The organism is Sphingomonas sp. GW821-FHT09B04 (genome assembly GCF_059418285.1).
The window spans coordinates 551939-578434 of record NZ_JBWKPO010000001.1 but is presented as its reverse complement, the minus strand read 5'-3'; the positions used below and the strand labels follow the sequence as shown (position 1 = coordinate 578434).

At 65.9% G+C, this 26496-nt stretch carries 26 protein-coding genes; 11 read left to right on the top strand and 15 right to left on the bottom strand.

Annotation, left to right across the window (positions count from 1 at the left end):
• Window positions 1–26 precede the first annotated feature (26 nt).
• Window positions 27–1625 (top strand): L-aspartate oxidase, encoded by a 1599-nt coding sequence (gene nadB / locus AC07NK_RS02850; protein ID WP_495169049.1) that lies wholly within the window; start codon window positions 27–29, stop codon window positions 1623–1625.
• Here the strand turns inward: nadB and AC07NK_RS02845 are convergent.
• Window positions 1622–2365, bottom strand: a complete 744-nt coding sequence (locus tag AC07NK_RS02845; RefSeq protein ID WP_495169048.1) for a 2OG-Fe(II) oxygenase — start codon at window positions 2363–2365, stop codon at window positions 1622–1624. The genes nadB and AC07NK_RS02845 overlap by 4 nt on opposite strands.
• Window positions 2366–2630: 265 nt before the next feature.
• Between AC07NK_RS02845 and AC07NK_RS02840 the strand changes: the two genes are divergently transcribed.
• The 6 genes from AC07NK_RS02840 (at window position 2631) to AC07NK_RS02815 (ending at window position 10272) form a co-directional block, all read left to right on the top strand.
• Window positions 2631–3692, top strand: a complete 1062-nt coding sequence (locus AC07NK_RS02840; RefSeq protein ID WP_495169047.1) for a serine hydrolase — start codon at window positions 2631–2633, stop codon at window positions 3690–3692.
• Window positions 3693–3759: 67 nt separating this feature from the next.
• Window positions 3760–4461: a 2OG-Fe(II) oxygenase gene (locus AC07NK_RS02835; RefSeq protein ID WP_495169046.1), complete on the top strand. Its 702-nt coding sequence runs from the start codon at window positions 3760–3762 to the stop codon at window positions 4459–4461.
• Window positions 4462–4539: 78 nt separating this feature from the next.
• Window positions 4540–5157 carry a hypothetical protein gene (locus tag AC07NK_RS02830; RefSeq protein WP_495169045.1) on the top strand — a complete coding sequence of 206 codons (618 nt, stop codon included), beginning with the start codon at window positions 4540–4542 and terminating at the stop codon, window positions 5155–5157.
• A 72-nt stretch (window positions 5158–5229) separates the two neighbouring features.
• Entirely contained in the window at window positions 5230–5844 is a 615-nt protein-coding gene (locus AC07NK_RS02825; protein ID WP_495169044.1) for a hypothetical protein, read from the top strand.
• A gap of 53 nt (window positions 5845–5897) precedes the next feature.
• Window positions 5898–8666: a DNA polymerase I gene (gene polA, locus AC07NK_RS02820; protein ID WP_495169043.1), complete on the top strand. Its 2769-nt coding sequence runs from the start codon at window positions 5898–5900 to the stop codon at window positions 8664–8666.
• A 97-nt stretch (window positions 8667–8763) separates the two neighbouring features.
• Window positions 8764–10272, top strand: coding sequence for a lipopolysaccharide biosynthesis protein (locus AC07NK_RS02815; RefSeq protein WP_495169042.1), 1509 nt, complete (start codon window positions 8764–8766; stop codon window positions 10270–10272).
• A 79-nt stretch (window positions 10273–10351) separates the two neighbouring features.
• Here AC07NK_RS02815 and purH read toward each other — a convergent pair whose 3' ends face one another.
• The 5 genes from purH to htpX all read right to left on the bottom strand — a co-directional run bounded on the left by purH (window position 10352) and on the right by htpX (window position 16749).
• Window positions 10352–11923, bottom strand: a complete 1572-nt coding sequence (gene purH / locus AC07NK_RS02810; RefSeq protein WP_495169041.1) for a bifunctional phosphoribosylaminoimidazolecarboxamide formyltransferase/IMP cyclohydrolase — start codon at window positions 11921–11923, stop codon at window positions 10352–10354.
• Window positions 11924–11986: 63 nt separating this feature from the next.
• Window positions 11987–13729, bottom strand: a complete 1743-nt coding sequence (locus AC07NK_RS02805; RefSeq protein ID WP_495169040.1) for a heparinase II/III family protein — start codon at window positions 13727–13729, stop codon at window positions 11987–11989.
• Between the two features lie 2 nt (window positions 13730–13731).
• Complete coding sequence (gene rpe, locus AC07NK_RS02800) at window positions 13732–14391, bottom strand: ribulose-phosphate 3-epimerase (protein WP_495169039.1); 660 nt, start codon at window positions 14389–14391, stop codon at window positions 13732–13734.
• A 17-nt stretch (window positions 14392–14408) separates the two neighbouring features.
• Complete coding sequence (locus tag AC07NK_RS02795; protein ID WP_495169038.1) at window positions 14409–15689, bottom strand: RsmB/NOP family class I SAM-dependent RNA methyltransferase; 1281 nt, start codon at window positions 15687–15689, stop codon at window positions 14409–14411.
• A 94-nt stretch (window positions 15690–15783) separates the two neighbouring features.
• On the bottom strand, window positions 15784–16749 hold the full coding sequence (gene htpX / locus AC07NK_RS02790) for a zinc metalloprotease HtpX (protein ID WP_495169037.1): 966 nt from the start codon (window positions 16747–16749) through the stop codon (window positions 15784–15786).
• A gap of 67 nt (window positions 16750–16816) precedes the next feature.
• Here htpX and AC07NK_RS02785 point away from each other — a divergent pair, with 67 nt between their 5' ends.
• A complete protein-coding gene (locus tag AC07NK_RS02785; RefSeq protein WP_495169036.1) occupies window positions 16817–16978 on the top strand; it encodes a DUF1674 domain-containing protein in 162 nt (53 codons plus the stop codon).
• Here the strand turns inward: AC07NK_RS02785 and AC07NK_RS02780 are convergent.
• Genes AC07NK_RS02780 through AC07NK_RS02745 form a run of 8 tightly spaced genes read right to left on the bottom strand, consistent with a single transcriptional unit; the run spans window position 16975 to window position 22061 of the window.
• On the bottom strand, window positions 16975–17505 hold the full coding sequence (locus tag AC07NK_RS02780; RefSeq protein ID WP_495169035.1) for a DUF1697 domain-containing protein: 531 nt from the start codon (window positions 17503–17505) through the stop codon (window positions 16975–16977). The two genes, AC07NK_RS02785 and AC07NK_RS02780, sit on opposite strands and share 4 nt — an antisense overlap.
• Window positions 17502–18479, bottom strand: coding sequence for an NAD(P)H-dependent glycerol-3-phosphate dehydrogenase (locus tag AC07NK_RS02775; protein WP_495169034.1), 978 nt, complete (start codon window positions 18477–18479; stop codon window positions 17502–17504). The genes AC07NK_RS02780 and AC07NK_RS02775 overlap by 4 nt, the downstream gene beginning before the upstream one ends.
• The gene (gene tsaD / locus AC07NK_RS02770; RefSeq protein ID WP_495169033.1) at window positions 18476–19501 is read right to left on the bottom strand and encodes a tRNA (adenosine(37)-N6)-threonylcarbamoyltransferase complex transferase subunit TsaD; all 1026 of its coding nucleotides are present in this window, start codon (window positions 19499–19501) and stop codon (window positions 18476–18478) included. The genes AC07NK_RS02775 and tsaD overlap by 4 nt, the downstream gene beginning before the upstream one ends.
• A gap of 44 nt (window positions 19502–19545) precedes the next feature.
• On the bottom strand, window positions 19546–19974 hold the full coding sequence (locus AC07NK_RS02765; protein WP_495169032.1) for a GFA family protein: 429 nt from the start codon (window positions 19972–19974) through the stop codon (window positions 19546–19548).
• Between the two features lie 55 nt (window positions 19975–20029).
• Window positions 20030–20575: an SRPBCC domain-containing protein gene (locus tag AC07NK_RS02760; RefSeq protein ID WP_495169031.1), complete on the bottom strand. Its 546-nt coding sequence runs from the start codon at window positions 20573–20575 to the stop codon at window positions 20030–20032.
• A gap of 5 nt (window positions 20576–20580) precedes the next feature.
• Window positions 20581–21015 carry an SRPBCC family protein gene (locus AC07NK_RS02755; RefSeq protein ID WP_495169030.1) on the bottom strand — a complete coding sequence of 145 codons (435 nt, stop codon included), beginning with the start codon at window positions 21013–21015 and terminating at the stop codon, window positions 20581–20583.
• On the bottom strand, window positions 21016–21345 hold the full coding sequence (locus AC07NK_RS02750) for an ArsR/SmtB family transcription factor (protein ID WP_495169029.1): 330 nt from the start codon (window positions 21343–21345) through the stop codon (window positions 21016–21018).
• A 44-nt stretch (window positions 21346–21389) separates the two neighbouring features.
• Window positions 21390–22061: an MBL fold metallo-hydrolase gene (locus tag AC07NK_RS02745; protein ID WP_495169028.1), complete on the bottom strand. Its 672-nt coding sequence runs from the start codon at window positions 22059–22061 to the stop codon at window positions 21390–21392.
• 80 nt (window positions 22062–22141) lie between these two features.
• Here AC07NK_RS02745 and pabB point away from each other — a divergent pair, with 80 nt between their 5' ends.
• The 3 genes from pabB to msrA all read left to right on the top strand — a co-directional run bounded on the left by pabB (window position 22142) and on the right by msrA (window position 26057).
• On the top strand, window positions 22142–23908 hold the full coding sequence (pabB, locus tag AC07NK_RS02740; protein WP_495169027.1) for an aminodeoxychorismate synthase component I: 1767 nt from the start codon (window positions 22142–22144) through the stop codon (window positions 23906–23908).
• Between the two features lie 36 nt (window positions 23909–23944).
• Window positions 23945–25144 carry a pyridoxal phosphate-dependent aminotransferase gene (locus AC07NK_RS02735; RefSeq protein ID WP_495169026.1) on the top strand — a complete coding sequence of 400 codons (1200 nt, stop codon included), beginning with the start codon at window positions 23945–23947 and terminating at the stop codon, window positions 25142–25144.
• Between the two features lie 238 nt (window positions 25145–25382).
• Entirely contained in the window at window positions 25383–26057 is a 675-nt protein-coding gene (gene msrA / locus AC07NK_RS02730; RefSeq protein WP_495169025.1) for a peptide-methionine (S)-S-oxide reductase MsrA, read from the top strand.
• Here the strand turns inward: msrA and AC07NK_RS02725 are convergent.
• Complete coding sequence (locus AC07NK_RS02725) at window positions 26054–26476, bottom strand: DUF1489 family protein (protein ID WP_495169024.1); 423 nt, start codon at window positions 26474–26476, stop codon at window positions 26054–26056. The two genes, msrA and AC07NK_RS02725, sit on opposite strands and share 4 nt — an antisense overlap.
• Window positions 26477–26496 lie beyond the last annotated feature (20 nt).

Genomic DNA, 26496 nt, shown 5'->3' with positions numbered 1-26496 from the left:
AAGGCCGTCCGCGAAAGGAGCGACGAGTGGCCAGTGAATCCAGGCAATCCGACATATTGATCATTGGCTCGGGCGCCGCAGGGCTGACGGCGGCGATCAACCTGGCCGACCGGTTCAAGGTGATGGTGCTGGCCAAGGGCGCGCTCAACGAAGGCTCGACCGCCTGGGCACAGGGCGGGATCGCCGCGGTGCTGGAGCCGGGCGACACGTTCGAGAGCCATATCGAGGATACGATGATCGCGGGCGCCGGCCTGAACGATCGCGCGACGGTCGAGTTCGTGGTCGAGAACGCCCCTGCGGCGATCGACCGGCTGGCGAAGCTCGGCGTCCCGTTCAACCCCGATGGTGACGGCGAGGGCTGGCACCTGACGCGCGAGGGCGGGCACAGCGCGCGCCGCATCGTCCATGTCGACGATGCCACGGGCTGGGCGGTTCAGGAAGCGCTGATCCGCGCCGCCGCCGCACACCCCAACATCACCATGGTCCCCGACATGGTCGCGGTCGATCTGGCGACGAGCCGCCACGAGGAACGCTATTCGGGCGCAGGCAATGTCTGGGGCGTTTACGCCGTTAACCGCGCAACCGGCCATGTCGAGCTGTTCACCGCCAATGCCACGATCCTGGCAACCGGTGGCGCGGGACGCACCTATCTCTTCTCGACCGCGCCCAAGGGGGCGACCGGCGACGGGATTGCGATGGCGTGGCGCGCCGGGTGCCGCATCTCCAACATGGAGATGATGCAGTTCCATCCGACCTGCCTCTACAATCTGGAGGTCAAGAACTTCCTGATCACCGAAGCGGTACGCGGTGAGGGCGGGCGGCTGATCAATCCGCAGACCGGCAAGCGATTCATGACCTATTACGACGCCGAGCGGATGGAGCTGGCGCCGCGCGACGTGGTCGCGCGCGCAATCGACGCCGAGATCAAACGCTACGGCCTCGACTATGTCCATCTCGACATCAGCCATATGCCGCCCGAGTTCGTGAAAGGACATTTCCCCAACATCTACGAGAAGCTGATCGGCCTGGGCATCGACATGACCACGGGCCCGATCCCGGTGGTACCCGCGCAGCACTATACCTGTGGCGGGATCGTCATCGACCTCGACGGCAAGACCGACCTGCCCGGCCTCTATGCGGCGGGCGAATGCACCGAGAGCGGGCTGCACGGCGCAAATCGCCTCGCCAGCAACTCACTGCTCGAATGCTTTGTCTTCGGCGAAGCGGCGGCAAAGCATATCGCGGCCAATTGGGACAAGCTCCCGCCGCCGCCCGCGATCCGGCCATGGGACGAAAGCCGGGTCACCGATTCCGACGAGGAAGTGGTGATCAAGCAGAACTGGACCGAGATTCGCCGCTTCATGTGGAACTATGTCGGGATCGTCCGCACCACCAAGCGGCTCGAGCGCGCTGCGCATCGCATCAAGATGCTCAACGACGAAGTCGCCGACTATTACGGCCATTTCCGCGTGACACCGGACCTGATCGAGCTGCGCAACCTGCTCCAGGCCGCCGAGCTGATCGTGCGATCGGCGCTGCATCGACACGAGAGCCGCGGGCTTCACTATACGCTCGACTATCCGCAGACTGCGACGAAGGCGGTCGATACGATTCTGGTGCCCTAATCCGCTGCGCGGAACCAGCCGGTGATCGCAAACCGGCCCTGTGCCGGAGCGAAGCCGGGGACGTAGGACACATTATGGTCCGCCGGCACCGCGAACATGTTGAGCGAGTTGAAGCGCGGCCGGTAGCCCGCGACGATGTCCCCGTCGCCGTCGAAGAAATTGAGATAGCCGCCCCAGTCGGGCCGCCAGTCGACCGGGCAGAGGTTGAGCACATAGGCCACCAGCCTGTTCTCGCCCGCCACCACATCCTGATGCATCGAGAGAAACTGGCCGCGCGAATAGAGCGTGGCTTGTGAATCGGCCCAGGCGATGGCGTCCCGCCCGGTCACCTCGCGTCCGAAATCGAGGAACTCCGGATCGTTCAGATCCTGCACCAGCTGATCATGCCCGGGGCTTTTCGAGGTGCCGAGCATCGCGTGGTCGTGCATCAGATACTGGGCATAGAGGAACGCGAAGCCGGGGCCGGCCATCACCGCGTTGACGCGTTCGAGCATCGCGTTGATGTTCTCTGGCCGCAATCCCGCAACCTGCTCGGCAGGAAGCTTGTGCGGCCCCATTTCCGCCGCCTGCCACGACAGGCCCCAGGGGGTCTGCTGCTGAAGCAGCCGCGCCAGCCGCTGCGCGGAATCGGGAGTCAGGAAATCGCGGACCTGCACGCGCCCGTCCGTAGCGAAACGCCGGGCAAGCGCAGCACGATCGAGCGCTGGATTGATCACCAGCGAGGGGGCGGCATCGCTCAAAACAATCACCTGAAGTCTGGTCCGGCCGCGTCTATAGCCTCGGCCCGTTGACGGTGTCACGCCGGGCAAAGTGCGGAAAGTCTGCCTTTCGTTTCGCCAGGGTTGGCCGATTGTTCACCATTCACCGCTAATATCAAGGGATTGGTCGCAGATCGGGTTCCCGCGACTTGAGCCGGTCCCCCACGCGGCACCATGCTCAATTTGGGCAAAGGGCGTTGGTAGCGTGTTGGCAGTACAGAATTTCACAGTTCTACAGCGGGCGTTGATGCTCGGCGGCCTCGGGCCTGCGCTTTTGGTCGGCGCTGCAGTCCATTCGCAGGACCCGCCGCAGAATCTGGTTCCGCCCAGCTATCGCGTCACGATGGGCGTGCCGCCCGCGCCGCGCCCCTTCCCGGTATCTCCCGCGCCCGCGCCACTCCAGTCCGACATTCATAGCCTGACCCGCAATTTCGGCGGCGTTGTCGGCGTCGCCGTGCGCAGCCTCGATGACGGCTGGCAGATCGATGCCAATGCCGCACGGCGCATGCCGCAGCAGAGCGTAAGCAAGCTGTGGGTCGCGATGACCGTGCTCGATGCGCGCGACCGCGGCAAGCTGACGTTCGACGATCCGGTGTCGCTGACGCGCGAAAATCTCACCGTCTTCCATCAGCCGATCGCGGCATTGGTGGTCAAGAACGGCGTCTATCAGACCACCGTGCGCGAATTGCTGCTGCGCGCGATGCAGCAGAGCGACAACACCGCGAACGACCGGCTGCTGGGCCTGGTCGGTGGCCCCGAGGCGGTTCGTGCCATGATCCGTGACAAGGGGCTGGGCGATATCCGCTTCGGCCCGGGCGAGCGGCTGTTGCAGGCGAGGACAGCGGGTCTGCCGTGGAAGCCCGAATATTCGATGGGTCGCTCCTTCCAGCAGGCACGTGCCGCGCTGGCGCCGAACGTGCGCCGCGCCGCATTCAACGCCTATGTCGCCGATCCGATCGACGGCGCCGCCCCCGCTGCGATCGCGCTGGCGCTGGCGCGGCTCAAGGCGGGGGAGATCCTGTCGCCGTCGTCGACCCGCTGGCTGATGACCGTCATGGAAGCCTCACGCACCGGCAAGTTCCGGCTGCGCGGCGCGGTGCCGCCGGGCTGGACCTTCGGGCACAAGACGGGCACCGGGCAGGATCTGGCCGGGCGCACCGCGGGCTATAACGATGTCGGCATCCTCACCGCACCGGACGGCAGGGCCTATTCGATCGCGGTGATGATCGGCGACACGCCGCGCCCGATCAAGGAACGGCAGGAACTGATGCAGGGCGTGGTCGCCGCAGTGGTCGCCAACCACCGTTAATTCGAGCGCTGAATTCGAGCGCAAGCAGCGGGAAGCGATGGGCAGAGCCGCGCGTTAGACGCCCGGCATGACCTGTACTCCCGCACGCCACGACTGGACCGCCATCGAAACGACGCTCGACCGCGAAGGCTGGGCGGTGCTGCCCGGCCTGCTTTCCCCGCAGAGCTGCGTCGATCTTGCCGGAAGCTACGATACCGGCGCGCAGTTCCGCAGCACGGTGACGATGGCGCGTCACGGCTTCGGCAGCGGGGAATATCGCTATTTCGCCTATCCACTGCCGCCGCTGGTCTCGGCGCTGCGGACTGCGCTCTACCCGCACCTCGCCGAAATCGCGAACCGCTGGCATGCGCGGATGGGACTGGAACGCCGCTTTCCCGAAGCGCATGCCGCGTTCCTCGCACAATGCCATGCCGGCGGGCAGACACGGCCGACGCCATTATTGCTGCGTTACGGACCGGACGATTATAATTGTCTGCACCAGGATCTGTATGGCGAGCATGTCTTCCCGCTTCAGGTCGCGGTGCTGCTCTCGGTGCCCGGCACCGATTTCAAGGGCGGCGAGCTGGTGCTGACCGAGCAGCGGCCACGGATGCAGTCGCGCGCAGCGGTCGTCCCGCTGACGCAGGGCGACGCGGTGGTGTTCGCGGTCAACCAGCGACCGGTGCGCGGCAGCCGGGGCGACTATCGCGTGACGATGCGGCACGGGGTCAGCGCAATCCGGAGCGGGCGGCGCCATACGCTGGGCATCATCTTCCACGACGCCCGCTAGACCGAATCGCTACCGGAATGATTTGGCGCGGACACCCGCACCGCATAACATCGCCGCGACTCTGACTGGGGATGGGCGATGGATATCAAGTTGAATTTCATCAACAATTCGAACGACCTCAACAATTCCAAGATCGTCATCTTCCAGAAGAACGTGGCGGACGGCGTTCCCGAAACCGCTGTGGCATGGAAGGTCATCGAGAATTGCGGCCCGGGCGCAAACCATCCCTTCGTGTTTCCGACAACGATGCAGGTCTCCTCGAACGACAGCTACGGCAATTACACGCCGCAGATCGACGCCTATCCCGGCGATCTCCTCGCCGTATCGCAGGCCGGTTCGGGCAACAGGATACACCATGAGGGTCGGGCGGCCGCACCCACCGAACTGCATGTCCGCAACAATCTCGCCCACAGCGTGATCGGCGCGAACATCCACAAGGCGCACCGGCTTCTCGCAACCAAGGTGCCGATAGGAAAGGGGCAGAGCGCGGTGTTCAAGTTCGCACCGACGCTCTGGATCGGGCCGGTGTCGCAGGTCCGCGAAGGTCAGGTCATGAACGCGGCGATCGTGTCGAGCATCAACACCGAACTCTCCCTGTTCGGCATCGCGAGCGCGGACATCGTGATGACCGGCAGCGGCGCGGGGGCGAACGCTGTGCCGTTCGCCTTCGCGCTGGCGAATGTCGTTTTCGCCTGAAGCACGGCGCCATCTCGGCAGCGTAATGATCGCGTGTTAGGGTCCAAGATTGAACGCGACCGGAGGGCGGCGATGGATATCAGGCTGAATTTCATCAATCGCTCCGGCGACACCAACAACAGCCAGATCCTGATCTTCGGCAAGAATCCGCAGGCCTCGCTCGATGAGATCGCGCAAGCCTGGACGGCAATCCCGGCATTTATGCAGGGCACGACCTATTCGGTTCTCTACCCCGCCGACACAGGCATCACCGTCCAGGACAGCTACGGCAATTTCACCCCGATGCAGCCGGCGACCGCCGGTCAGCACTTCAGCCTCGTGGAGAGCGAGGAGGGCAATATCGTCGAGGCGCCGGTCGCCGGACAGCCCGATCAGATCACCTTGTCCAACGACCTGAGGCAGGGCGCCGTCAGTGTCTGCCTCTACAAGGGCAAGCATCTGTATCTGAGCGAACGCAACGTCCTGCCCGAACAGACCGCCGCCTTCCGGCTCAGGCCGACGATCTGGGTCGGGGTCGCCTCCCAGTCCGATCCGGATTCGGGAAGCAACTCGGCGATCCTTTCGAGCGTCGCTAACGAGTTTTCGCTGCTCGGTCTCGCCAGCGCCGACATCGTGATGACCGGCGGCGGGATCGGCGCCAACGCCGAACCGCTCGTCTTCACGCTCGAGAATATCGTCACGGCCTGATCGGATACCGCTAGGGGCTTTGTTCCGCGGGGCGGCTCGGCTATCGCTCGTCCATGCCACATCTCTATCTGGTCGACGGCTCCGGCTATATCTTCCGCGCCTATCATCGGCTGCCGCCGCTGACCAACAAGCATGGCGAGCCCGTGGGCGCCGTCTATGGCTATACCACGATGCTGTGGAAGCTCGCCGACGCGCTCAACAAGGCCGACGGTCCCACGCATATGGCGGTGATCCTCGACAAGAGCGAGCACACCTTCCGCAACGAGATGTACGACCAGTACAAAGCGCACCGCCCGCCCGCGCCTGAAGATCTGGTGCCCCAGTTCCCCATGATCCGCGACGCCACGCGCGCCTTCAGCCTGCCGTGTATCGAGGAATTGGGCTGGGAAGCGGACGATCTGATCGCCTCCTATACCAAAGCCGCGCTGGCACAGGGCTGGCAGGTAACGATCGTCAGCTCCGATAAGGATCTGATGCAGCTGATGACCGATCCGTCGGTCGATATGCTCGACACGATGAACAACCGCCGGCTGGGCCCGGAGGCAACGTTCGAGAAGTTCGGCGTCTATCCCGACAAACTGGGCGAAGTGCTGGCGCTGATGGGCGACAGCGTCGACAACGTACCCGGAGTGCGCGGCATCGGCCCCAAGACCGCGGCCAAGCTGATCCAAGAGTTCGGCACGGTCGAGGCCGTGCTGGAAGCCGCACCCTCGATGAAGCCATCGAAGATGCGCGACAATCTGATTGAGCATGCCGAGATGGCGCGCCTCAGCCGAAAGCTGGTCGAGCTCGCCAGCGACGTACCGTTGCCCGATCCGCTCGAGGATCTGGAACTCAAGGGCATCCCGGACGCACCGTTGCGCGCGTTCCTCGAGCATCACGGGTTCAAGACCTTGCTGTCGCGGCTAAGCAGCACCGGAACCAGCGTCGCCGACGCGCCGGTCGAAAGCCCCGAGCCGGTGCCGCTGCCCGAGGATCCGCCCTGCGATCACGACAATTACGAGACGGTGGCGGATGAAGCGGCGCTCGACCGCTGGATCATCGCCGCGCAGCATCAGGGCTGGGTCGCGGTCGACACCGAAACCACGGGGGTCGACGCTACCCGCGCCGAGCTGGTCGGGGTCAGCATGGCGCTGCATCCCAACCTCGCCTGCTACATCCCCATCGGCCATGGCGGCACCGACATGTTCGCCGAGAAGCCGGTTCAGCTCGACCGCGATCTCGTGATCGCAAAATTGAAGCCGCTGCTCGAAGACCCTGCGGTGCTCAAGATCGGGCACAATATCAAATATGATCTGATCGTGCTGTCGCGAGTCGGCATCGACGTCGCGCCCTATGACGACACGATCGTGATGAGCTTCGACCTCGATGCCGGGCTCCACGGCCATGGCATGGACGAGTTGGCGGCGACGCATCTGTCGCACAGCTGCATCGCGTATAAGGACGTGGTCGGCACCGGGAAGAAGCAGCTCGGGTTTCAGGAAGTCGATCTGAAAGCCGCAACCCGCTACGCCGCTGAGGATGCCGACGTGACGTTACGGCTGTGGCGCCGTTTCAAGCCGCGGCTGCCGTACGAGGGCGCGACGCGCGTCTACGAGATGGTCGACCGTCCACTGGCGCGGGTCATCGCGGACATGGAGCTGGCCGGCGTCAAGGTCGACGCCGGGGTGCTGGCGAAGCTCTCGGACGACTTCTCGAAGCAGATTGTGGCGCTGGAAGAAGAGATCCACGGCATCGCCGGGTTCAAATTCACCATCGGCAGCCCCAAGCAGCTCGGCGATGTCCTGTTCGACAAGATGGGCATCAAGGGCGGGCGCAAGGGCAAATCGGGCGTCTATTCGACCGACGTCAACGAGCTCGAGCGGATCGCGGCCGACAAGGACTCACCCGGCCGCGAGATGGTGGTCAAAGTGCTCGACTGGCGTCAGCTTTCGAAGCTCAAATCCACCTATACCGATGCACTGCAGGCGCAGATCAACCCGGCAACCGGCCGCGTGCACACCAGCTATTCGCTGACCGGGGCGCAGACCGGACGGCTGTCGTCGACCGATCCCAATTTGCAAAACATCCCGGTGCGCACCGAGACGGGACGCCAGATCCGCGATGCGTTCGTCGCCGAGCCGGGGAACGTCATCCTCAGCGCCGACTATTCGCAGATCGAGCTGCGGCTTGCCGCGCACATCGCCGATGTGCCGCAGCTGCGCGAGGCGTTCGAGCGCGGCGACGACATCCACAATATGACCGCCACCGAGCTGTTCGGCGAGGTCAACCGCGACACGCGCGGACGCGCCAAGACGATCAACTTCGCGATCCTCTACGGCATCAGCCGCTGGGGTCTTGCCGGCCGGCTTGATGTAACGCCGGACGAGGCGCAGGCGATGATCGACCGATATTTCGAACGCTTCCCCGGGATCAGCCGCTACATCGCCGACACGCTCAACGACGCCAAGGCGCGCGGCTACACCGAGACACTGTTCGGCCGGAAGACGCATTTCCCACGCCTCAAATCCGCCACCCAGCACGAGCGCGCCGGCAGCGAGCGCGCTGCGATCAACGCGCCGATCCAGGGCACCAGCGCCGATATCATCAAGCGCGCGATGGCGCGGATGGGTCCGGCGCTGCGGGAAGCGGGCCTGCATGACGTCAGGATGCTGATGCAGGTCCATGACGAACTGGTTTTCGAGTTGCCCGCGGGCGATGTCGAGGCGGCGACACCTGTCATCCGGCAGGTGATGGAAAGCGCCGCGGAACCCGCGGTCAGGCTCACCGTGCCACTGGGTGTTGAAATCGGCACAGGCCCGAGCTGGGGCGCAGCGCATTGACGATGGATATTTCGTTCGTTTCGGGCGAGACCGCTGACGACATGAAGATCGGACAAGCTTCGCGACGCCGTTTACGGCGAACAGGCGGGTTCGCCGCATGACCGCCGATACGAGTCCCCGCCAATCCGACGACATCGCCGCGCTCGCCAAGGGCGGGCGCACCAATGTGTTCGGCTTTTTCCTGCGCTTACTGGCGCGGCTGCCGTTCCTGTTCATTGCCGGACGCCTTTACGGGCCGGAGATTGTCGGACGGTTCGCGCTGGCCGTGGTCGTGGTCGAACTGGCGGCGCTGTTGGCGACGCTGGGACTGCGACGCGGGCTGGCGCAAGCGCTGGCGAATACCGACCGCCCGCACGCCCATGTCGTATGGGACGGAATGGTCGTCGCCTTCGTGGTTTCGATGCTCGCGAGCGCCGTGTTGTTCGCTTTCCCCCAGATCATGTACGCAAACAGCGCGGTGACTGGCCTGAGCGGGTTGCTCCCCGTCATTGTCTTCGCGATCGCCTGGTCCGATGTCAGCCTGGCGGCGCTGGCCTATCGCGGAAACGTGAAAGCGACTGTCACAGCCCGCGCGATCATCGAGCCATGGACGATCAGCATCGCTGCCTGGGGCCTCTATTACATCGCCCCGCGCGACGGGCTGATCATCGCCTATGTGCTGTCGATGACGGCAGCGCTGATCGCCAGCCTCATCCCGTTCATCCGCAGCTACGGGCTCCCGCGTGGCTGGTCACCGCGAGTGCGGCCGTTGCTTCAGCTTGCCCGTCGCAACATGCCGCTTGCGGGGGCGGACGCGATCGAGTGGGGCACGCGTAACATCGATCGATTCATCCTGGGTCTGCTGTTCCCGCCGGCGATCGTCGGCATCTATTACATGGCGCAGCAAGTCGCCTCGATCCCGCAGAAACTCAAGACCAGCTTCGATCCGATCCTCGGGCCGGTGATCGCCCGCAACCTCGCCGCCGGGAACCGCGCAGCGATCGCGCATCAGGTGAAGCAGGTCGCATTCTGGATCATCACCGCGCAGGCTGCGCTCCTGCTGATGGGCGGGATTCCGGCTGAAGGCGTGATGGGCGTGGTCGGCCCGCAATTCGTCGCAGGCGCAGGCGCTTTGTGTTTCCTGCTCGCTGCCGAGGTTCTTGCTTCACCCGGGGCGGTGTCGGAGGCAGCGCTTGTCTATATGGCGCGGCACCGCAACCTGATGGTGTCAATGCTGCTGCTTGCCTTTCAGGCGGCGCTGAGCTTTGCGCTGGTCTTCCTGATGCGCGATCTGGGATGGGACGTGAACTATCAGGCAGCAGGCCCCGCGGTCGCGCTGGCGGTGACGCTGGCGATCGGTTCGACGATCAAATGCTGGATGCTGTCACGGATGACCAGGGCATCGGTGTTCAGCCTGCGCCCCGGCTTCATCGCCGCGATCGCCGCCGGCGGAGTCGTTGGCTGGGGATTCACCGCGCTCCCCCATGAGCTTGAATGGGTGGAGCTTTCGGTGGGCGTGCCGGCGATCTTCGCCGTCTATTTCGCCGTGATCGGCAAATGGGCGTTCGGTGAAGAGGACCGCAAGCTGTTCAAGAAGCTGCCTAAGGAGGGCGCGCAAGCGGGTTAGTTCCTGCGCCGAATATGACGCCGGCCCGTCCCCGGGTGAGGGAACGGGCCGGCACCGGCTCAGCGAAGCCAAAACAAGATCAATGCCGGAAGTGCCGCATCCCGGTGAACACCATCGCAAGGCCAGCCTCATCGGCCGCCGCGATCACTTCCTCGTCGCGGATCGATCCACCCGGCTGAATCACCGCGGTCGCTCCCGCCTCGACCGCGGCGAGCAGGCCGTCGGCGAAGGGGAAGAAGGCATCCGATGCGACCGCCGAGCCGATCGTGCGCGGCGTGCTCCAGCCAGCCTTGTCGGCGGCGTCCTTCGCCTTCCACGCGGCAATGCGCGCGGATTCGAGGCGGTTCATCTGTCCCGCGCCGACACCCGCGGTGCTGCCGTCCCGGGCATAGACGATCGCGTTCGACTTGACGTGCTTGGCGACGGTCCAGGCGAACAGGCAATCGGCGAGTTCCTGGCGGGTCGGCGCCCGCTTCGTCACGACCTTGAGGTCGGCTTCGGTCACGATGCCATTGTCCCGCGACTGGATCAGAAAGCCGCCTGCGATGGACTTCATCACCCGACCGCGGCGCGCCGGATCGGGCAGTTCTCCGGTCAGCAGCAGACGAAGGTTCTTCTTGCGCGCGAACACGGCGCGCGCGCCTTCATCCGCGTCTGGCGCGGCGACAACCTCAGTGAAAATGCCGGAGATGGCTTCGGCGGTGGCTTCGTCCAGCGGCCGGTTGACCGCAATGATGCCGCCGAACGCTGAGACCGTGTCGCAGGCGAGCGCCGCCTGATAGGCCTCGATCAGCGTCTCACCGGTTGCAACGCCGCACGGATTGGCGTGCTTGACGATGACCACCGTCGGAGGACCATCGCGAAACTCGCTGACCAGTTCGAGCGCCGCATCGGCGTCGTTGTAGTTGTTGTAGCTCAATTCCTTGCCCTGAACCTGACGCGCCTGGGCAATGCCGTTCACGCCGCCTGCAGCCTGCGTATAGAGGGCAGCGATCTGATGCGGGTTTTCGCCGTAGCGCAGCTCTGCCTGCTTGGTCATCGGCACCGACACGCGCTCGGGAAAGCGTTCGCCCTGATCGACATGCGCGAACCAGCCGGCGATCGCCGCGTCATAGGCGGCGGTTGCGGCATAGGCCTTGGCGGCGAAACGGCGGCGATCTTCCAGCAGGGTTTCGCCCTTTGCCACCACGTCATAGTCGGCAGGATCGGTGACGATCGCGACATAGGCGTGGTTCTTGGCAGCCGAGCGCACCATCGAGGGACCGCCGATATCGATATTCTCGATGATCTCGTCGCGCGCTGCGCCCTTCGCGACGGTCTGGGCGAAGGGATAGAGATTGACCACCACCAGATCGATCATACCGATCGCGTGCTCGCTGGCCGAGGCCATGTGCCCTGCATCGTCGCGCACAGCGAGCAGTCCGCCATGGACGACCGGGTGCAGAGTCTTGACGCGGCCGTCCATCATCTCGGGGAAGCCGGTGAGGTCGGAGATGTCGCGAACCTCAAGCCCTGCGTCGCGCAGCGCCTTGGCGGTGCCGCCGGTCGAAACGAGTTCGACACCCTTTGCGGCAAGCGCGGTTCCGAGTTCGACGATGCCGGTCTTGTCGGAGACAGAGAGAAGGGCGCGGCGGATGGGGATGCTGGTCATGGGCGGGGCCTTTAGGGAACCCGCCGCACGCTGCAAACCCCTAACGCGCAATGGCCGAGGCGCCTATCTGGCGCGGTGAAACAGCCAGGAGATACTGGTGCCGCCTGCAGGCGATTCACCCGTCAGCACAAGCTGCTGGGTTTCCCGCGGAATTCCGCGTCCGTCGACCCACACGCTTTCCTCGATGCTGAGTGCGGCGCCGTTGGCGCGAAACTGCCAGGCAGCACCCGATGGCGTGCGGAGCAGCGCGCCCGCGCCATCGGCGGTCGGCGAAACCTGAACCCCGGGGTGCAGGTGGAAGCGGATCGCGAACGGAATCCCAGCCGCCTTCTTGCGGCGTCCGGCCGGGGTCAGGCTGTCTTCGCCACGCACGTCGCGCCCGTCGGCACCGAGCGCGATGCGGCGACGATGGATGACGCCGTGGCGCCGGACATAGCCGTCATGGCTCGCCTCGATCCGACTGGCCGTATCGGTTTCCTGACGGCTCAGTTCCATCTCGCTCACACCGCGGCCCAGCGTGCCGTCGGGGTGGATCGCGGTCGAATTGCTGTCCCCAACGACCAGCGTCGAGTGAGCCGCGGTCGTCCGCAGCCCATCGGCGAGCGTAGCGGGCAGGCGAAGATCGGCGCCGCGCGCACCACCACAGCTGATGACGATTCGGTCGGGACCATCGGAGAATTCGAAGGCCAGCGTCGAGGCGCAGCCGCCCTCCATCACCCGCGCGACCGGCGGCGGCGCCGCATCGACGATCACGACGGTGCGCTGCTGGGCCAGTCGCTGATAGCCCCAGTCGAGCGCCTGGCGGAGCGGGCGAACGCGCGCGCCGGTCGCCGCGACGATCTCGTCCAGGGATTCACCGGTGACGGGCGCACCGCCCTGCCAGCTCGCCAGACCGCGGTCGCCGTGACACACGCCCAGCAACGCCGAAACCATCCGGGTGAGCGCGCGGCTCTGCACCTCGGGCGGATCGAGGCGGCGCGCGGCATAGGTCTCGCGCAGCAAGGTCAACAGCATGATCGAGTCGAGCAGCGCGGCAGGGGAGCGCCCGACGATCCCGCCATCCTCGCTCACGGACGCGGCAAGCGCGCGGGCGAGGCCCGCCTCTCCGAATGCGCGGCGTGGATCGCCGCCGGGGATCATCAGCCCCGCCGCGAGCACCCCGCACCACGCGGCAATACGCGGTGCGCCGGGAGGAACCCGATCGGCGTTGCGGTCGAGATGCCGCGCGCCCCGCGCGAGCGTGTGCAGCACCTTCGATCGATAGACGAGATCGGTGCTGGACAGGATCAGCGGCGCATGCGCGGTCCAGAACAGGATCCGGCGCCCCCACAGATCGGCGCGCCATGCCGGATCGGTGACCTTTTCGGCATGGACGTCCAGCCATTTGCGCATCAGCGCTTCGGCTACCGGCGCGGCGCCCGAACGCGTGGTGACGGTGGACAGGTCGCGCAGCCAGGCGAAGCTGTGGAAATAGTCGCTGAACGGCTTCGACCATTCGGGCCTGGCCGGATCGAGTGTGACGACGAGGTGGTTCTCCCCGCGGAACGACAGCTTGCCGTCGAGCAGCGCGTTGCCCCGCGCCGGATCGCCGAGGAAGGGGTCGTCCGCGACCGCGATCAACTTGAGCGGATAGCGCCCCTTGAGCCGCAAGCCGTAAAGTGGGGTGCGCCAGGTGAGACGGTGGAAATGATCGGACAGTCGATCCGCGAGCGACAGGCCACGGTCGCCGCCGATCCGGATCAGCCGCCGCCCCTGCTCGATCCCGTCGGCGTCCGATGCCTCGGTGGCAGGGTCGTCGATGGGCATCTTCACCCCGCGCGCAATGCCCGGATATTATCCGCATAGGCCGAGGGACCGCCCTTGAACGCCGCGGTGCCCGCGACCAGCGCATCGGCGCCGGCGGCGATCACGCGCGCTGCGTTGCCCTGATCGACCCCGCCATCGACCTCGAGATCGATGTGGCGGCCGCTGGCCTCGATCTTCGCCCGCAAGGTCGAGATCTTGGCGAGCTGGCTTTCGATGAACTTCTGCCCGCCAAAACCGGGGTTGACGCTCATCACCAGGATCAGGTCGACCATGTCCATGACGTGATCGACGACATCGACGGGGGTCGCGGGATTGAGCACCACGCCGGCACGCTTGCCCAGCGCCTTGATGGTCTGGAGCGTGCGGTGAAGGTGCGGTCCGCTTTCGGGATGCACCGACAGGCAATCAGCGCCCGCATCGGCGAACGCCTCGAGCATCGGATCGACCGGCTCGATCATCAGATGGACGTCGAACGGCTTGGCGCTGTGCGGGCGCAACGCCTTGATCACCGCCGGGCCGATCGTGATGTTCGGCACGAAATGCCCGTCCATCACGTCGATATGGATCCAGTCGGCGCCCGCCGCATCGATCGCGCGCACTTCCTCCCCCAATTTGGCGAAGTCGGCGGAAAGGATCGATGGCGCGATGCGGACGGCGGTCATGTCAGCCCTTTAACACCTCATGAGTCGCCCGCAACACGCATGAGGCGCACCATGAAAAAGCCGTCAAGGCCACCTTGTTCCACGAGTATGCCGGGAAGTGTGCGTAACCAGCCACGTTCGTGGGCGATCACGCCTTCGGGAAGCTCGTCGGAGAGGACAGGATCGATCGCGAATTCGGGGTGTTCGGCGAGGAAACGTTCGATCTGCTGCTCGCCCTCCTCGGGCTCGAGCGAGCAGGTCGCGTAGACCATCAACCCGCCGGGGCGGACCCAGCGCGCGGCGCGGGGGAGGAGTTTCGCCTGAAGCTCTGCCATCTCCGCGATCATACGCGGACGGACGCGGTGGAATACGTCGGGATGGCGGCGGAAGATGCCCGTGGCGCTGCACGGCGCGTCGAGCAGCACGGCATCCGCCTCGAACCCCGGCTCCCACTTCAGCAGATCGGCGGTGATGACGTCCGCTGCCAGACCGGTACGTTCGAGATTCTCCGAAAGTCGCGCCAGACGACTTTGCGAGATGTCGACCGCGGTGACATTCCAGCCAGCACCCGCGAGCTGGAGCGTCTTTCCGCCGGGCGCGGCGCAAAGATCGAGCGCTCGCCCGGTTCCGCCGCCGAGCAAACGGGCGGGAAGCGAGGCGGCAAGATCCTGCACCCACCAGGCACCCTCGGCATAGCCGGGGAGTTCGGGAACAGCTGTGTCGCCGGTGATACGCAGGTGGTTCGGGACAAGGCTTTCGCCATGCAGCTCAGCGACTTCGGTCCGCAGCGTCAGGTCGAGCGGCGGCGGCGCGGCGATCGCTACCGCGGCGGCATTGGCGACGCGCTCACCCCAGTTGCCGGCGATGCGGGCATAGACATCATCGAGCAGCGACGGGTGATCGGGCAACATCGCGCCGTTGCGGTTTAGGGTGCCGAACACGCCATGGACCAGCTTGCGCGGACCGCCATCGACCAGGGGCAGTGCGGTCGAGATCGCGGCGTGCGGCGGAGTGCCGAGGCGCAGCGCCTGCGCCAGCGCGATGCGCAGCACGAAGCGCGCCTTGGCGTCATCGGGCAGGCGGTTGCGGGTCGCGCTATCAATCAGCGCGTCGAGATCGGGCAGCCAGCGCAGCACCTCCGCGGCGATGGCATGAGCAAGACCACGGTCCGACGGGGCGAGGCCCCTTGTGGAGGTGTCGAGCGCCTGCTCGACCGCAAGGCCGCGGCGCAGCACCGCATCGAGCAAGCGGAGCGCCGCGCGGCGTGCAGGGACGCCGGGGGGGTCGGAAGGCGTGTGGTCGTTGGAATGCCGGGACATCAGCCGCCCCTACGCCGTTTCCGGCACGGGATCATCCCAAAAGGAGGGGCCGTCGGGATTGGCGCGGCGCCAGGAAGTCTGACCGCATCGTCGATTAGCCGCGCCGATTGGGATCGAGCGCACTGGAGCGGCGCGGGGTTGGCCTGATCCCGAGTGCAGAAGGACGCGAAGTTGACATCGTTGACACTTTGGGCGGGTTTTCGCCGAACCCGTCAAGCGGCGCGCTCTGGCCCATTTCCTGCGCAAGTGCCTCAAGCACGGCGATTCGGTTGCCGGTATCGGGGTGAGTCGAGAACAGGCTGTCGCCGCCGCGGCCGGGGACGATGTAGAGCTGAGCCGCTGCCGGGACCCGCTCGGCGACCGGATTGGGCACCTCGGCGGCGCCGCGCGCGAGCTTCGCGAGCGCCGAGGCGAGCGCGCGTGGGTTTCCGGATATCTCTGCGCCACCGCGGTCCGCGCCATATTCTCGCGTTCGGCTGATCGCCATCTGGACGATCATCGCGGCAAAGGGCGCGACGATCACCGCGAGAATGGTCGCCACCATCGCGCCGCGATTGTCGCCATTGCCGCGAAAGAACATGCCGAAATTGGCGAGCATCGAGATCGCGCCGGCGATCGTCGCGACCATCGTCATGATCAGCGTGTCGCGGTTGCGGACATGCGCCAGCTCATGCGCCATCACGCCTGCAGTTTCCTCGCGGCTGAGCATGTCGAGCAGCCCGGTGGTCGCCGCGACCGCCGCATTCTGCGGATTGCGACCGGTGGCGAAGGCGTTGGGGTGCGGCGAATCGATGATATAGACTTTGGGCATCGGCAGCGCCGCGCGCTGGGCAAGACCCGCGACCAGCCCGTAAAATTCGGGCGCGCTCGCCGCGTCGACCTGTTTCGCGCCGTGCATCGACAGCACGATCTTGTCGGCGTTCCAATAGGTGAAGAGGTTCATCCCCATCGCGACCAGCAACGCGATCATCATCCCGCCGCGTCCGCCGATGGTGAAGCCCAATGCCATAAACAGCGCCGTCAGCGCCGCCAGCAACATCGTCGTCTTGAAACCGTTCACTTGGATTCGATCCTTTCAGCGCCCAATGTGGGAAACCGAAGCCATCGCCGCAATCAGGACCAAACCCATGGGCAAGCGCCCCGATCATGTGAAGCCGCCCGCCTATCTCTCCAAGAGCCCGCCTGTGCCCAAGCCGGCGAACGGAACGAAGGCGGAGACCGACCCGCTCGGCGAGGACCCCACGCGCTATGGCGACTGGGAGCGCAAGGGGATCGCGGTCGATTTCTAGAGCGCGTCGCGGATCTTGAGCACCGTGTTCCAGTTGCGCGCGGTGTTGACCGGATCAAGCTTAGCCTTCGTCATCGCCGGATGGAGGGTCGAACGGCCCTGACCGTCGGGGAAATCGATATAGAGTTCGCGTTCCGCGGCGTGCATCCGCTCGGAACCATCATGGCTTTCGGCAAGCCGCGCCACTGCCGCCTGATCGACCAGCGCGCGGTGGAAGCTGACGACGACGAAGCTCGGGCGTTCGGCAGTGGCTTCGGGGAAGGGATTGGCGGCGGCGATCGCGTTCATCTCAGCAGGCGAACGCACGAAGATCTCGGACTTAAGGCCGGTCGCCTTTGCAAGCGCGTCGTGCAGCGTCCGCTCAAGCGCTGCCGGGTCGGTCTCATCGGCGGTGAAGACGACATTGCCAGAGGCGAGCAGAGTCTTGACGTCAGTGAAGCCCAGACTCTCGACCACGGCCTTCAATTCGGCCGATTTGAGCTGGCGCTTGCCCAGGTTGATCCCCCGCAGCATCGCCGCCCATCTCATGCATGTTCTTCCCTGAGCGGACGGCTGAGCAGCGCGTCCACGACCTGACCGACCGGCGTGCCTTCGAGCAACGCGCACACCGCCTGCGTCACCGGCATATCGACGCCTGCCGCCTTCGCCGCCTCACGCAGCACCGGTGCGGTTGCCGCGCCCTCGGCCACGGTGCGGCGATCGGCGAGCAATTCGGCGGCGCTGCGCCCTTGCCCCAGCCCGACGCCGAGCGAGAAGTTGCGCGAGTTGGTCGAGGAGCAGGTGAGGACGAGATCGCCAAGGCCTGACAGCCCCGCCAGCGTCTCTGGCCGGCCGCCACGCGCGACGCCGAAGCGCGTCATCTCGGCAAAGCCGCGCGCGATCAGCGCGGCGCGGGCATTGAGGCCGAGGCCAGCGCCTTCGACGACGCCACAGGCAATGGCCAGAACGTTCTTGACCGCGCCGCCGATCTCCGCGCCCACGACGTCCGACGAGCCATAGGTGCGGAAGGTCGGGCCCGCGAGCCGCTCGGCAAGCCGGTCGCGCAGCGCATCGTCCTCGCAGGCGAGAGTGACCGCGGTGGGCAGCCCTTTGGCCACCTCATGCGCGAAGGTCGGGCCGGAGAGGACCGCGACCGGCGCGTCGGGATGCAATTCGCGCGCAACCTCGGCCACCAGCTTCTGCGTACCCGCTTCGATCCCCTTGGCGCAGAGCACCAGCGGGCGCCCGGCGACAGGAGCCTGGGTGAGGACCGAGCGCAGGAATTGTGCGGGGACAACGACGAGCAGCGCTTCGGCATCGGCGAGATCGGCGAGGTCGCCGGTGGCGCGGATCGAAGGGGACAAAGGGATGCCGGGAAGGAAGAGGGTGTTCTCGTGAATGGCGCTGATCGACGCCGTGACGTCATCCTCACGCGCCCAGAGCGTGACCGGTTCGCCGCCGCGCGCGGCGACCTGCGCCAGCGCGGTGCCCCAGGCGCCGCCGCCGATGACTGCCAATCTCATGCCTTCACCCCTGCTCCCCGAACCTTCTCCGCATCCGGATCAAGCGGCCAGCGCGGTCGCGCGGGCAGATCGAGCGGATCGGTGAGCCCGAGCGCGAACCGCTCGGCCCCGGCCCAGCCGATCATGGCCGCATTGTCGGTGCAGAGCCAGAGGGGCGGCGCGATGAAGGGCAGGTCATGCGCGGCCGCCAGACTATTGAGTGCAGTGCGGACGGCGGTGTTGGCAGCGACGCCACCCGCGACGACCAAAGCTGTCGCCTGTGGCGCTTTGGCGAGCGCGATGCGGGTCCGATCGACCAGACAATCAACCACCGCCTGCTGGAACGAGGCGGCGAGATCGGCGGGGGCAAACTTTCCGACTTTCCGCGCGACGTCGCTCTTTAAGCCAGCGAAGGAGAAATGCGGCTCGCCCGACCCGACCAGCGGGCGCGGCAGCGGGACGGCGCGGGGGTCGCCTTCCAGCGCAGCGCGCTCGACCGCCGGGCCGCCGGGGAAGCCGAGGCCGAGCAGCTTGGCGGTCTTGTCGAACGCTTCGCCTGCGGCATCGTCGATCGTGGTGGCGAGCCGGCGGTAGCGCCCGACCCCCTCGACCAGCAGCAGCTGGCAATGCCCGCCCGAAACGAGCAGCAGCAGATAGGGGAAGGCGAGATCCGGCTCGGCAAGGCGTGGCGAGAGCGCGTGCCCCTCAAGGTGATTGACCGCAACCAGCGGCTTGTTCGCGGCGTGCGCGAGCGCCTTGCCGGTGACGAGGCCCACCATGACGCCACCGATCAATCCCGGCCCGGCGGTGGCTGCGATCGCATCGACATCGGCGAGGGTGACGTTCGCCTCCTCCAGCGCCGCTTCGATCAGCGGACCCAGCGCCTCGACGTGGGCGCGGGCGGCGATTTCGGGCACCACGCCACCAAAGGGACGATGCGCCTCGTCCTGCCGGGCGAGACGGTGGGAGAGGATCGTGCGGTCGCTCCGCACCAGCGCGGCGGCGGTTTCGTCACAACTCGATTCGAGGCCGAGGATCAGCATGCCGCCGATCTAGGGAGTCGGGGACCGATTGTCGAAGGGGTGGGCTAAGCGCCGGTCAGGCCGGCCTTTGCCATCAGCTCTGGTCCGGTCATTCGTTCGCGCTCGCCCGCAAAATCATAATAGTCGGGCTTCTCATCGATGAAGATCTCTTCGACCAGCTCGAAACCGTTGAGATCGTCGAACAGCCCGGCCTGGAAGGAATAGCCCGATTTCGGGGTGAAGTAGTAAAACAGGTGCGTCCCGCACGTACGGCAGAACGCCCGCTCTGCCCAATCCGACGACCGGTAGCGCGTGATATGCTCCGCGCCGTCGATCTCCGGATCGGTTACCATCCGCAGCGATAAAGCCGGGCTGCCGCCCCAGCGCCGGCACATCCCACAATGGCAGGCATCAAGATGCGGTTCGGGCGGGGCGATCCTGAACCGAACCGCGCCGCACAGGCATTTTCCTTCGAGCTTCGTCCCGGCCGTCATCGCCATCCTCCCCGCTACGCAGATGACATAGCGCGGCGAGAATAACGGGGGAAGCTCAGCCGGCGTTCGCGAGCGCCGCTGCGACCCGCGCCTCCGAATCGGCGTGCAGCACCCAGTAATCGCGCACCGGATCGCCGTTGAGCCGGCCCACCAACACCGCGAGGTGCGAATGCCAGCCGCCACCGAAATCAGCCATCGGCGCCGGGCCGGTGATGCCGCTATGCGTCAAAGTGAGGCGGGTCCGGCCGCCGCCGGCATCCGCGAGCTCAAAGCGCGCCAGCCCCTCCTTGCCCTCGTCCCAGCTGATTGCGAAGACATGGGGCGGGTCGAACTCCACCACCTCCTCGCGCCCGAGCGCACCCTTCCATTTGGTGTATTCGGGCGGGTAGGGGACGTATTCGGCGGACAGCTCGTCATGGTTGAACACCAGCTCGACCGTCTCGCCAACGCCGGTCGCGTCGGTACCGCCGGAGAACCATTGGCGGCGCAGCTCGGCGCGCGTGAGATAACCCCAAACCGTCGCGGGATCGGCGTCGAGGATGCGCACCATGCGAAAGGTGTCGGGGGCGAGGATTTCCATATCGGTGAGGGTATCGGTCATCGGGGTCACTCCGTGATGCGGGCAAGGCTGTCGAGGATCATCGTCCAGCCGCTGCGCGTCTGGTCCTCATAGGCTGCCCATTGCGGGTCCATTTCGTGGGTAAGAGTGAGCGCGCAGCCGCTGGCGGTCGGCACGATATCGATGCTGACCCGGCTCCATTCGCCTTCCTCCGCCGGATCGGCCGCGAAGAGAAAGACCAGCCGGAAAGGGCGCTCGATCACCTCGAACTGCAGGCGATGGACGGCATCGCCCTGCTCGCGCCGCTCGACAATCCGCGCGTCTCCGCCGACCCGGGCGTCGATCTCCACCGTGCGCATCTCGCCATCCGGCGTGGCAAACAGGAAACGGCGCGCCTGTGCGGGATCGAGCCAGGCATCGAACACCCGTTCGGGCGAGGCCGCGAAATCGCGACGGATCGTGAGGATGATGGGCGCAGACATTCAGGCCCCCTTCTCGTTGGAGGAACGAATCAGCGCTTCGAGGTTGTCGAGCCGGGTGTTCCAGAAGCTCGCCCATTGCTCGAGCCATTGGTTCGCTTCGGCGAGCGGTTCGGGGCGAAGCGCGCAGATCTGGGCGCGCCCCGCCTTGCGGCGGGTGACGAGGCCGGCACGCTCCAGCACCTGAACATGCTTAGACGCCCCGGCGAAGCTCATCGCATAGGGCTGGGCCAGCTCGCCGATACTTTTCTCGCCGAGCGCGAGGCTGGCAAGCATCCCGCGGCGCGTGGGATCGGCGAGCGCGTGGAAGGTCATATCGAGTCGTTCAACCATATGGTTGAGTTACGGCTCGATCCGACAATTGTCAACCGATCGGTTTAACTTCTCGCGAGTACCGAGTCGGCGACGAAGGGGTTGGTGCGGCGTTCCTGCGCGAAATTGCTCGGCTGGCCATGACCGGGAACGAACACGGTATCGCCACCCAGCGGCCACAGCTTGCCCGTGATCGCGTCGAGCAGGTCCTGATGATTGCCCATCGGGAAGTCGGTGCGGCCGATTGATCCCTGGAAGATCACATCGCCGACGATCGCGAGCTTCGACGGCGCGTGGTGGAACACGACATGGCCGGGTGTGTGGCCGGGGCAGTGATAGACGTCGAGCGTCAGATTGCCGACGGTCACGGTATCGCCGTCGACCAGCCAGCGGTCGGGCTCGAACGGCTTGCCGTCGATACCGTATTTGCGGCCATCGTCGTCGAGCCGGCTGATCCAGAAGCGATCCGCCTCGTGCGGTCCCTCGATCGGCACGCCCAGTTCCTTCGCCAGCATCCCGGCCTGACCGCAATGGTCGATATGGCCGTGGGTGATCAGCAATTTCTCGATCGTGACGCCATGCTGCTGCGCCGCGCCCTTGAGCCGGTCGAGGTCGCCGCCGGGATCGGTGAAGGCGCCGCGCATCGTCTGCGTGCACCAGAGCAAGGTGCTGTTCTGCTGAAGCGGCGTGACCGGTACGATCGCGGCGCGGAGCGGGGGATTGGAAGCGCTGTTCATCGCCCGTGGAGATAGGCGGGCGGAAGGGGAGCGGCAACAGAGGGTTGCGGCGCAGCGCGCGGGATTGCACATGCGGGCCAATGCTTGGACCGGCCCCCTTCGTGCTGCTCGACGATGCCCGACCGGGTGGCGCCAACGCGCGGTTGTATAGCGATCCGGTGCGGATCGTGACGGCGCAGACCGCCGAAGAGGTGCAAGCTGCGCTCGATGCGCTGGACGCCGCACGGGCGCAGGGTCTGCATGCGGCAGGGTATCTTGCGTATGAGGCGGGTCATGCACTTGAACCGAAGCTTGGGACACCCGCGACCGCCGGTCCTCTGCTGTGGTTCGGTCTGTTCGAGAATTTCGAGACGATTGCCGCGAATGACGTCACAGGGCTGCTGCCCGACCCGGCGGGCGCATGGATCGGACGGCCGCGGCCGGGGATCAGTCGTGCCGCGTACGACGCTGCCTTTGCCCGCGTGCACGACTGGATCGAGGCGGGGGACATCTATCAGGCGAACCTCAGCTTTCGTGCGTCGGTGCGGGTGCTCGGCGACCCGCTGGCTGCCTATGCCGCGATCCGGACGCGCGCGGCGGCAGGCTATGGCGGAATCGTGTGGACAGGCGAGGACTGGCTGCTGTCCTTTTCGCCCGAATTGTTCTTCGCGTTGCGCGATGGCGAGCTGATCGCGCGGCCCATGAAAGGGACCACGCCGCGTGGCGCGACTCCGGAGGAGGACGAAGCCGCCAGGGCGACGCTGGCGATTGACCCCAAGCAGCGCGCCGAGAATCTGATGATCGTCGACCTGATGCGCAACGACCTGACGCGCATCGCTGCGCCGGGCAGCGTCAAGGTGCCCGAGTTGTTCAAGGTCGAGACCTATCCGACGCTGCACACGATGGTCTCGACCGTGTCCGCACAGCTCGCAGAGGGAACCGGCGTCAGCGACGTGCTGGCCGCGACCTTCCCCTGCGGATCGATCACCGGCGCGCCCAAGATCCGGGCGATGGAGGTGATCGGCGCGGTCGAACCCGATGCGCGCGGGCCCTATACCGGTTCGATCGGGCGGATCGACGCGAACGGGGACGCCGCGTTCAACGTCGCGATCCGTACGCTGTACTTGCCTCATGCCGGCGAAACCGCGAGCATCGGTTTGGGATCGGGCGTGGTCGCAGATTCACGCGCGGGGGAAGAGTGGGACGAATGCCTGGCCAAGGGCGCGTTCCTGACGAGGGGGCAAACGGGCTTGGACCTGATCGAGACGATGGCCTTCGATCCGGCGGAAGGGATCCCGCTGCTCGAACGGCATCTGGCGCGGCTGAAGGCGAGCGCAGAGGCGCTGGGCTTCGCATTCGACCGCCACGCCGCGCGCAACGAGCTGCAGGCAGCCACCTTCCGGTTGCGCGGCCCGGCGCGGGTGCGGCTGCTGCTGTCGCGAACCGGCAATGTCGCGATCGGCACTGCGCCGATGCCACCGGCCCCTGAGTATCCGGTGAAGGTCGCGATTCTCCCGCGACAAGTCGCGCCGCACGACTTCCGCCTGAGGCACAAAACGACCGACCGCAGCATTTACGCGCGTCATCTGGACACGTTCGAGACCCTCTATGTGGATGGCGACGGCTATCTGACCGAGGGCAGCTTCACCTCGATCTTCGTGCGCCGCGGCGACGGCATGCTGGTGACCCCGCCGCTCAGCCGCGGCGGACTCCCTGGCGTGCTGCGTGCAGAGCTGATCGAGAGCGGCCGTGCAGTTGAGGGTGAGCTCACGCCGGACGATCTGAACGGCGGTTTCTTCATCGGCAATGCCCTGCGCGGACTGGTTGCCGCGGTTACGGTTGCGGAGGAGGCACCGGCGGACCTATAGGGCGCGCGTTTCTCTACTCCAGTCAGGCGACCGCCCATGCAGACCTCCGCCGCGCTCAATCGTATCCAGCCTTCCGCCACGCTCGCGATGACGAGCCGGGTGTTCGAGCTGAAACGGCAGGGTATCGACGTGATTGGTCTGGGCGCGGGCGAGCCCGACTTCGACACGCCCGATTTCGTCAAGGAGGCGGCGATCGAGGCGATCCGCAAGGGCGTCACCAAATACACCAATGTCGACGGCACGCCGGAGCTCAAGGCCGCGATCGTCGGCAAGTTCGCGCGCGACAACGGCCTGACCTATGCCGAGAACCAGATCAGTGTGAACTCGGGCGGCAAGCACACGCTTTTCAACGCCTTTTGCGCGACGATCGACGCGGGCGATGAGGTCGTCATCCCCGCGCCCTATTGGGTGAGCTACCCCGACGTGGTTGAGTTCGCAGGCGGCAAACCGGTGTTCGTCGCCGCGGGCGCCGACCAGAACTACAAGATCAGGCCCGAGCAGCTCGAGGCAGCGATCACCGCAAAGACCAAGTGGGTCGTGCTCAATTCGCCGTCGAACCCGACCGGCGCCGCGTACAGCGCCGCCGAGCTGCGCGCGCTGGGCGAGGTGCTTGAGCGGCACCCGCATGTCCTGATCTATGCCGACGATATGTACGAGCATATCCTGTACGACGGCTTCGAGTTCGCAACGATCGCGCAGGTCTGTCCGTCGCTGTACGACCGCACGCTGACCGCCAACGGCATGTCGAAAGCCTATTCCATGACCGGCTGGCGCATCGGTTTCGGCGCGGGCCCGCAATGGCTGATCAAGGCGATGGGCAAGCTGCAGTCGCAGTCGACTTCGAACCCGTGCAGCATCAGTCAGGCCGCATCCGTCGTCGCACTCAACGGTGATCAGTCGTTCCTCAAGGACCGTGCCGCCGCCTTCCAGATGCGCCGCGATCTCGTCGTGTCGATGCTCAACCAGATCAACGGCATGAACTGCCCGCGGCCCGAAGGCGCCTTCTACGTCTATCCCGAGTTCAGCCAGCTGATCGGCAAGACCACGCCCAAGGGCCGCGTCATCGACACCGACGAGACGATGGTCGGCTATCTGCTCGACGACGCCAAGGTCGCAGCGGTGCATGGCGGGGCGTTCGGCTTCTCGCCCGCGCTGCGCATCAGCTATGCCACCAGCGAGGATGTGCTGACCGAAGCATGCGGCCGCATTCAGGAGGCCTGCGCCGCGCTGCGCTGAGCCTTCCTGAACGGAACGATGAACGCCGCAGCCAGCGGCCGTTCATCGTGAGGAAGTAAACCCCTCTTGGAATTACGGGCGGCGACCCCATCTTCGCCCCAGCCAAGACAAAGGGCAATGTGATGCTTACGGTTCTGAAGTCGCAGTTTCTGCGGCGTTTCCTGGCCGGATTCTCGCTCGGCGCGATCGGAATGGTCGCGTTGAATATCGAGCGAGTTACCGCGGCCCCGTTCTTCTGATGCGCATCGCCGCCCTCGCAATTGCAGGGCTGGCGAGCCTTGGCTTCATGTCCATCGCAGGGCTTGTTCCGCCCATGACCGCCGCCGGTGCCGAGAAGGCGGTGGCAATCCCCCCCTCCACCACCGATGTCGCACCCGAAGCGGGCAATCAGGTCGCCGTGCTCGCGGGCGGCTGTTTCTGGGGTATCGAAGCGGTGTTCGAGCAGGTGAAGGGCGTCCGCACCGTCACCAGCGGCTATGCGGGCGGCGCCAAAGCGACCGCGACCTATCGTCAGGTCTCCACCGAACGCACCGGCCATGCCGAGGCGGTGCGCATCTTCTACGATCCGAACAAGGTGAGCTACGCGACGTTGCTGCGCATCTATTTTTCGGTCGCGCATGATCCCACCCAGCTCAACCGGCAGGGTCCCGATGTCGGCCCCAGCTACCGGTCGGCGATCTTCCCGCAGAGCCCCGGACAGGCGCGCGTGGCGCAGGCCTATATCGATCAACTCGGCAAGGCGGGGGTTTACGGCAGACCGATCGTGACGAAGATCGAAACCGGTGAGTTCTACCAGGCCGAGTCCGAGCATCAGGACTTCGCGCGCCGCAACCCCGGCAACCCGTATATCCTGCGCTGGGACAAACCGAAGATCGCCGCCTTGCGCGCGACCTTCCCAAACCTCGCTCGCTAGACGATCCCCAGCTCGGCCAGCTTTCCGGCCAGATCGGCCGGGAGCGATGCCATGTCGCCGGTGCCAAGGTCCGACGGGGCGTCGCTGCCCTCGAGATAGCGCCAGCCCTGATGCGCACGCTTAGGGCGCGGCTGGACCAGGATCAACTCGGGCGCAAGATGGATAGCGACGCGGCCGCCTTCAGCCTCGCCGAAGCGCAGGATCGGCGAACGCCCGACCAGCTGGTGCTTGATGATCCAGAACAGCGACCCGCCCTCCGCCCCTTCCGAAGCGATCTCTTCATGCCGTTTGGGCATATAGCGCGTCGTCAGGAACGCCGTCGGGCCGTGCGCGGCGCGCAGGGCGAGGCGTTCGCGCAGATAGTCGATGCTGTCGCAGCCAAAGGCGACCTTGGTGAGATGAAGCGGCACGCGTGCCATCTGGGCACAAAGCGCGGCGG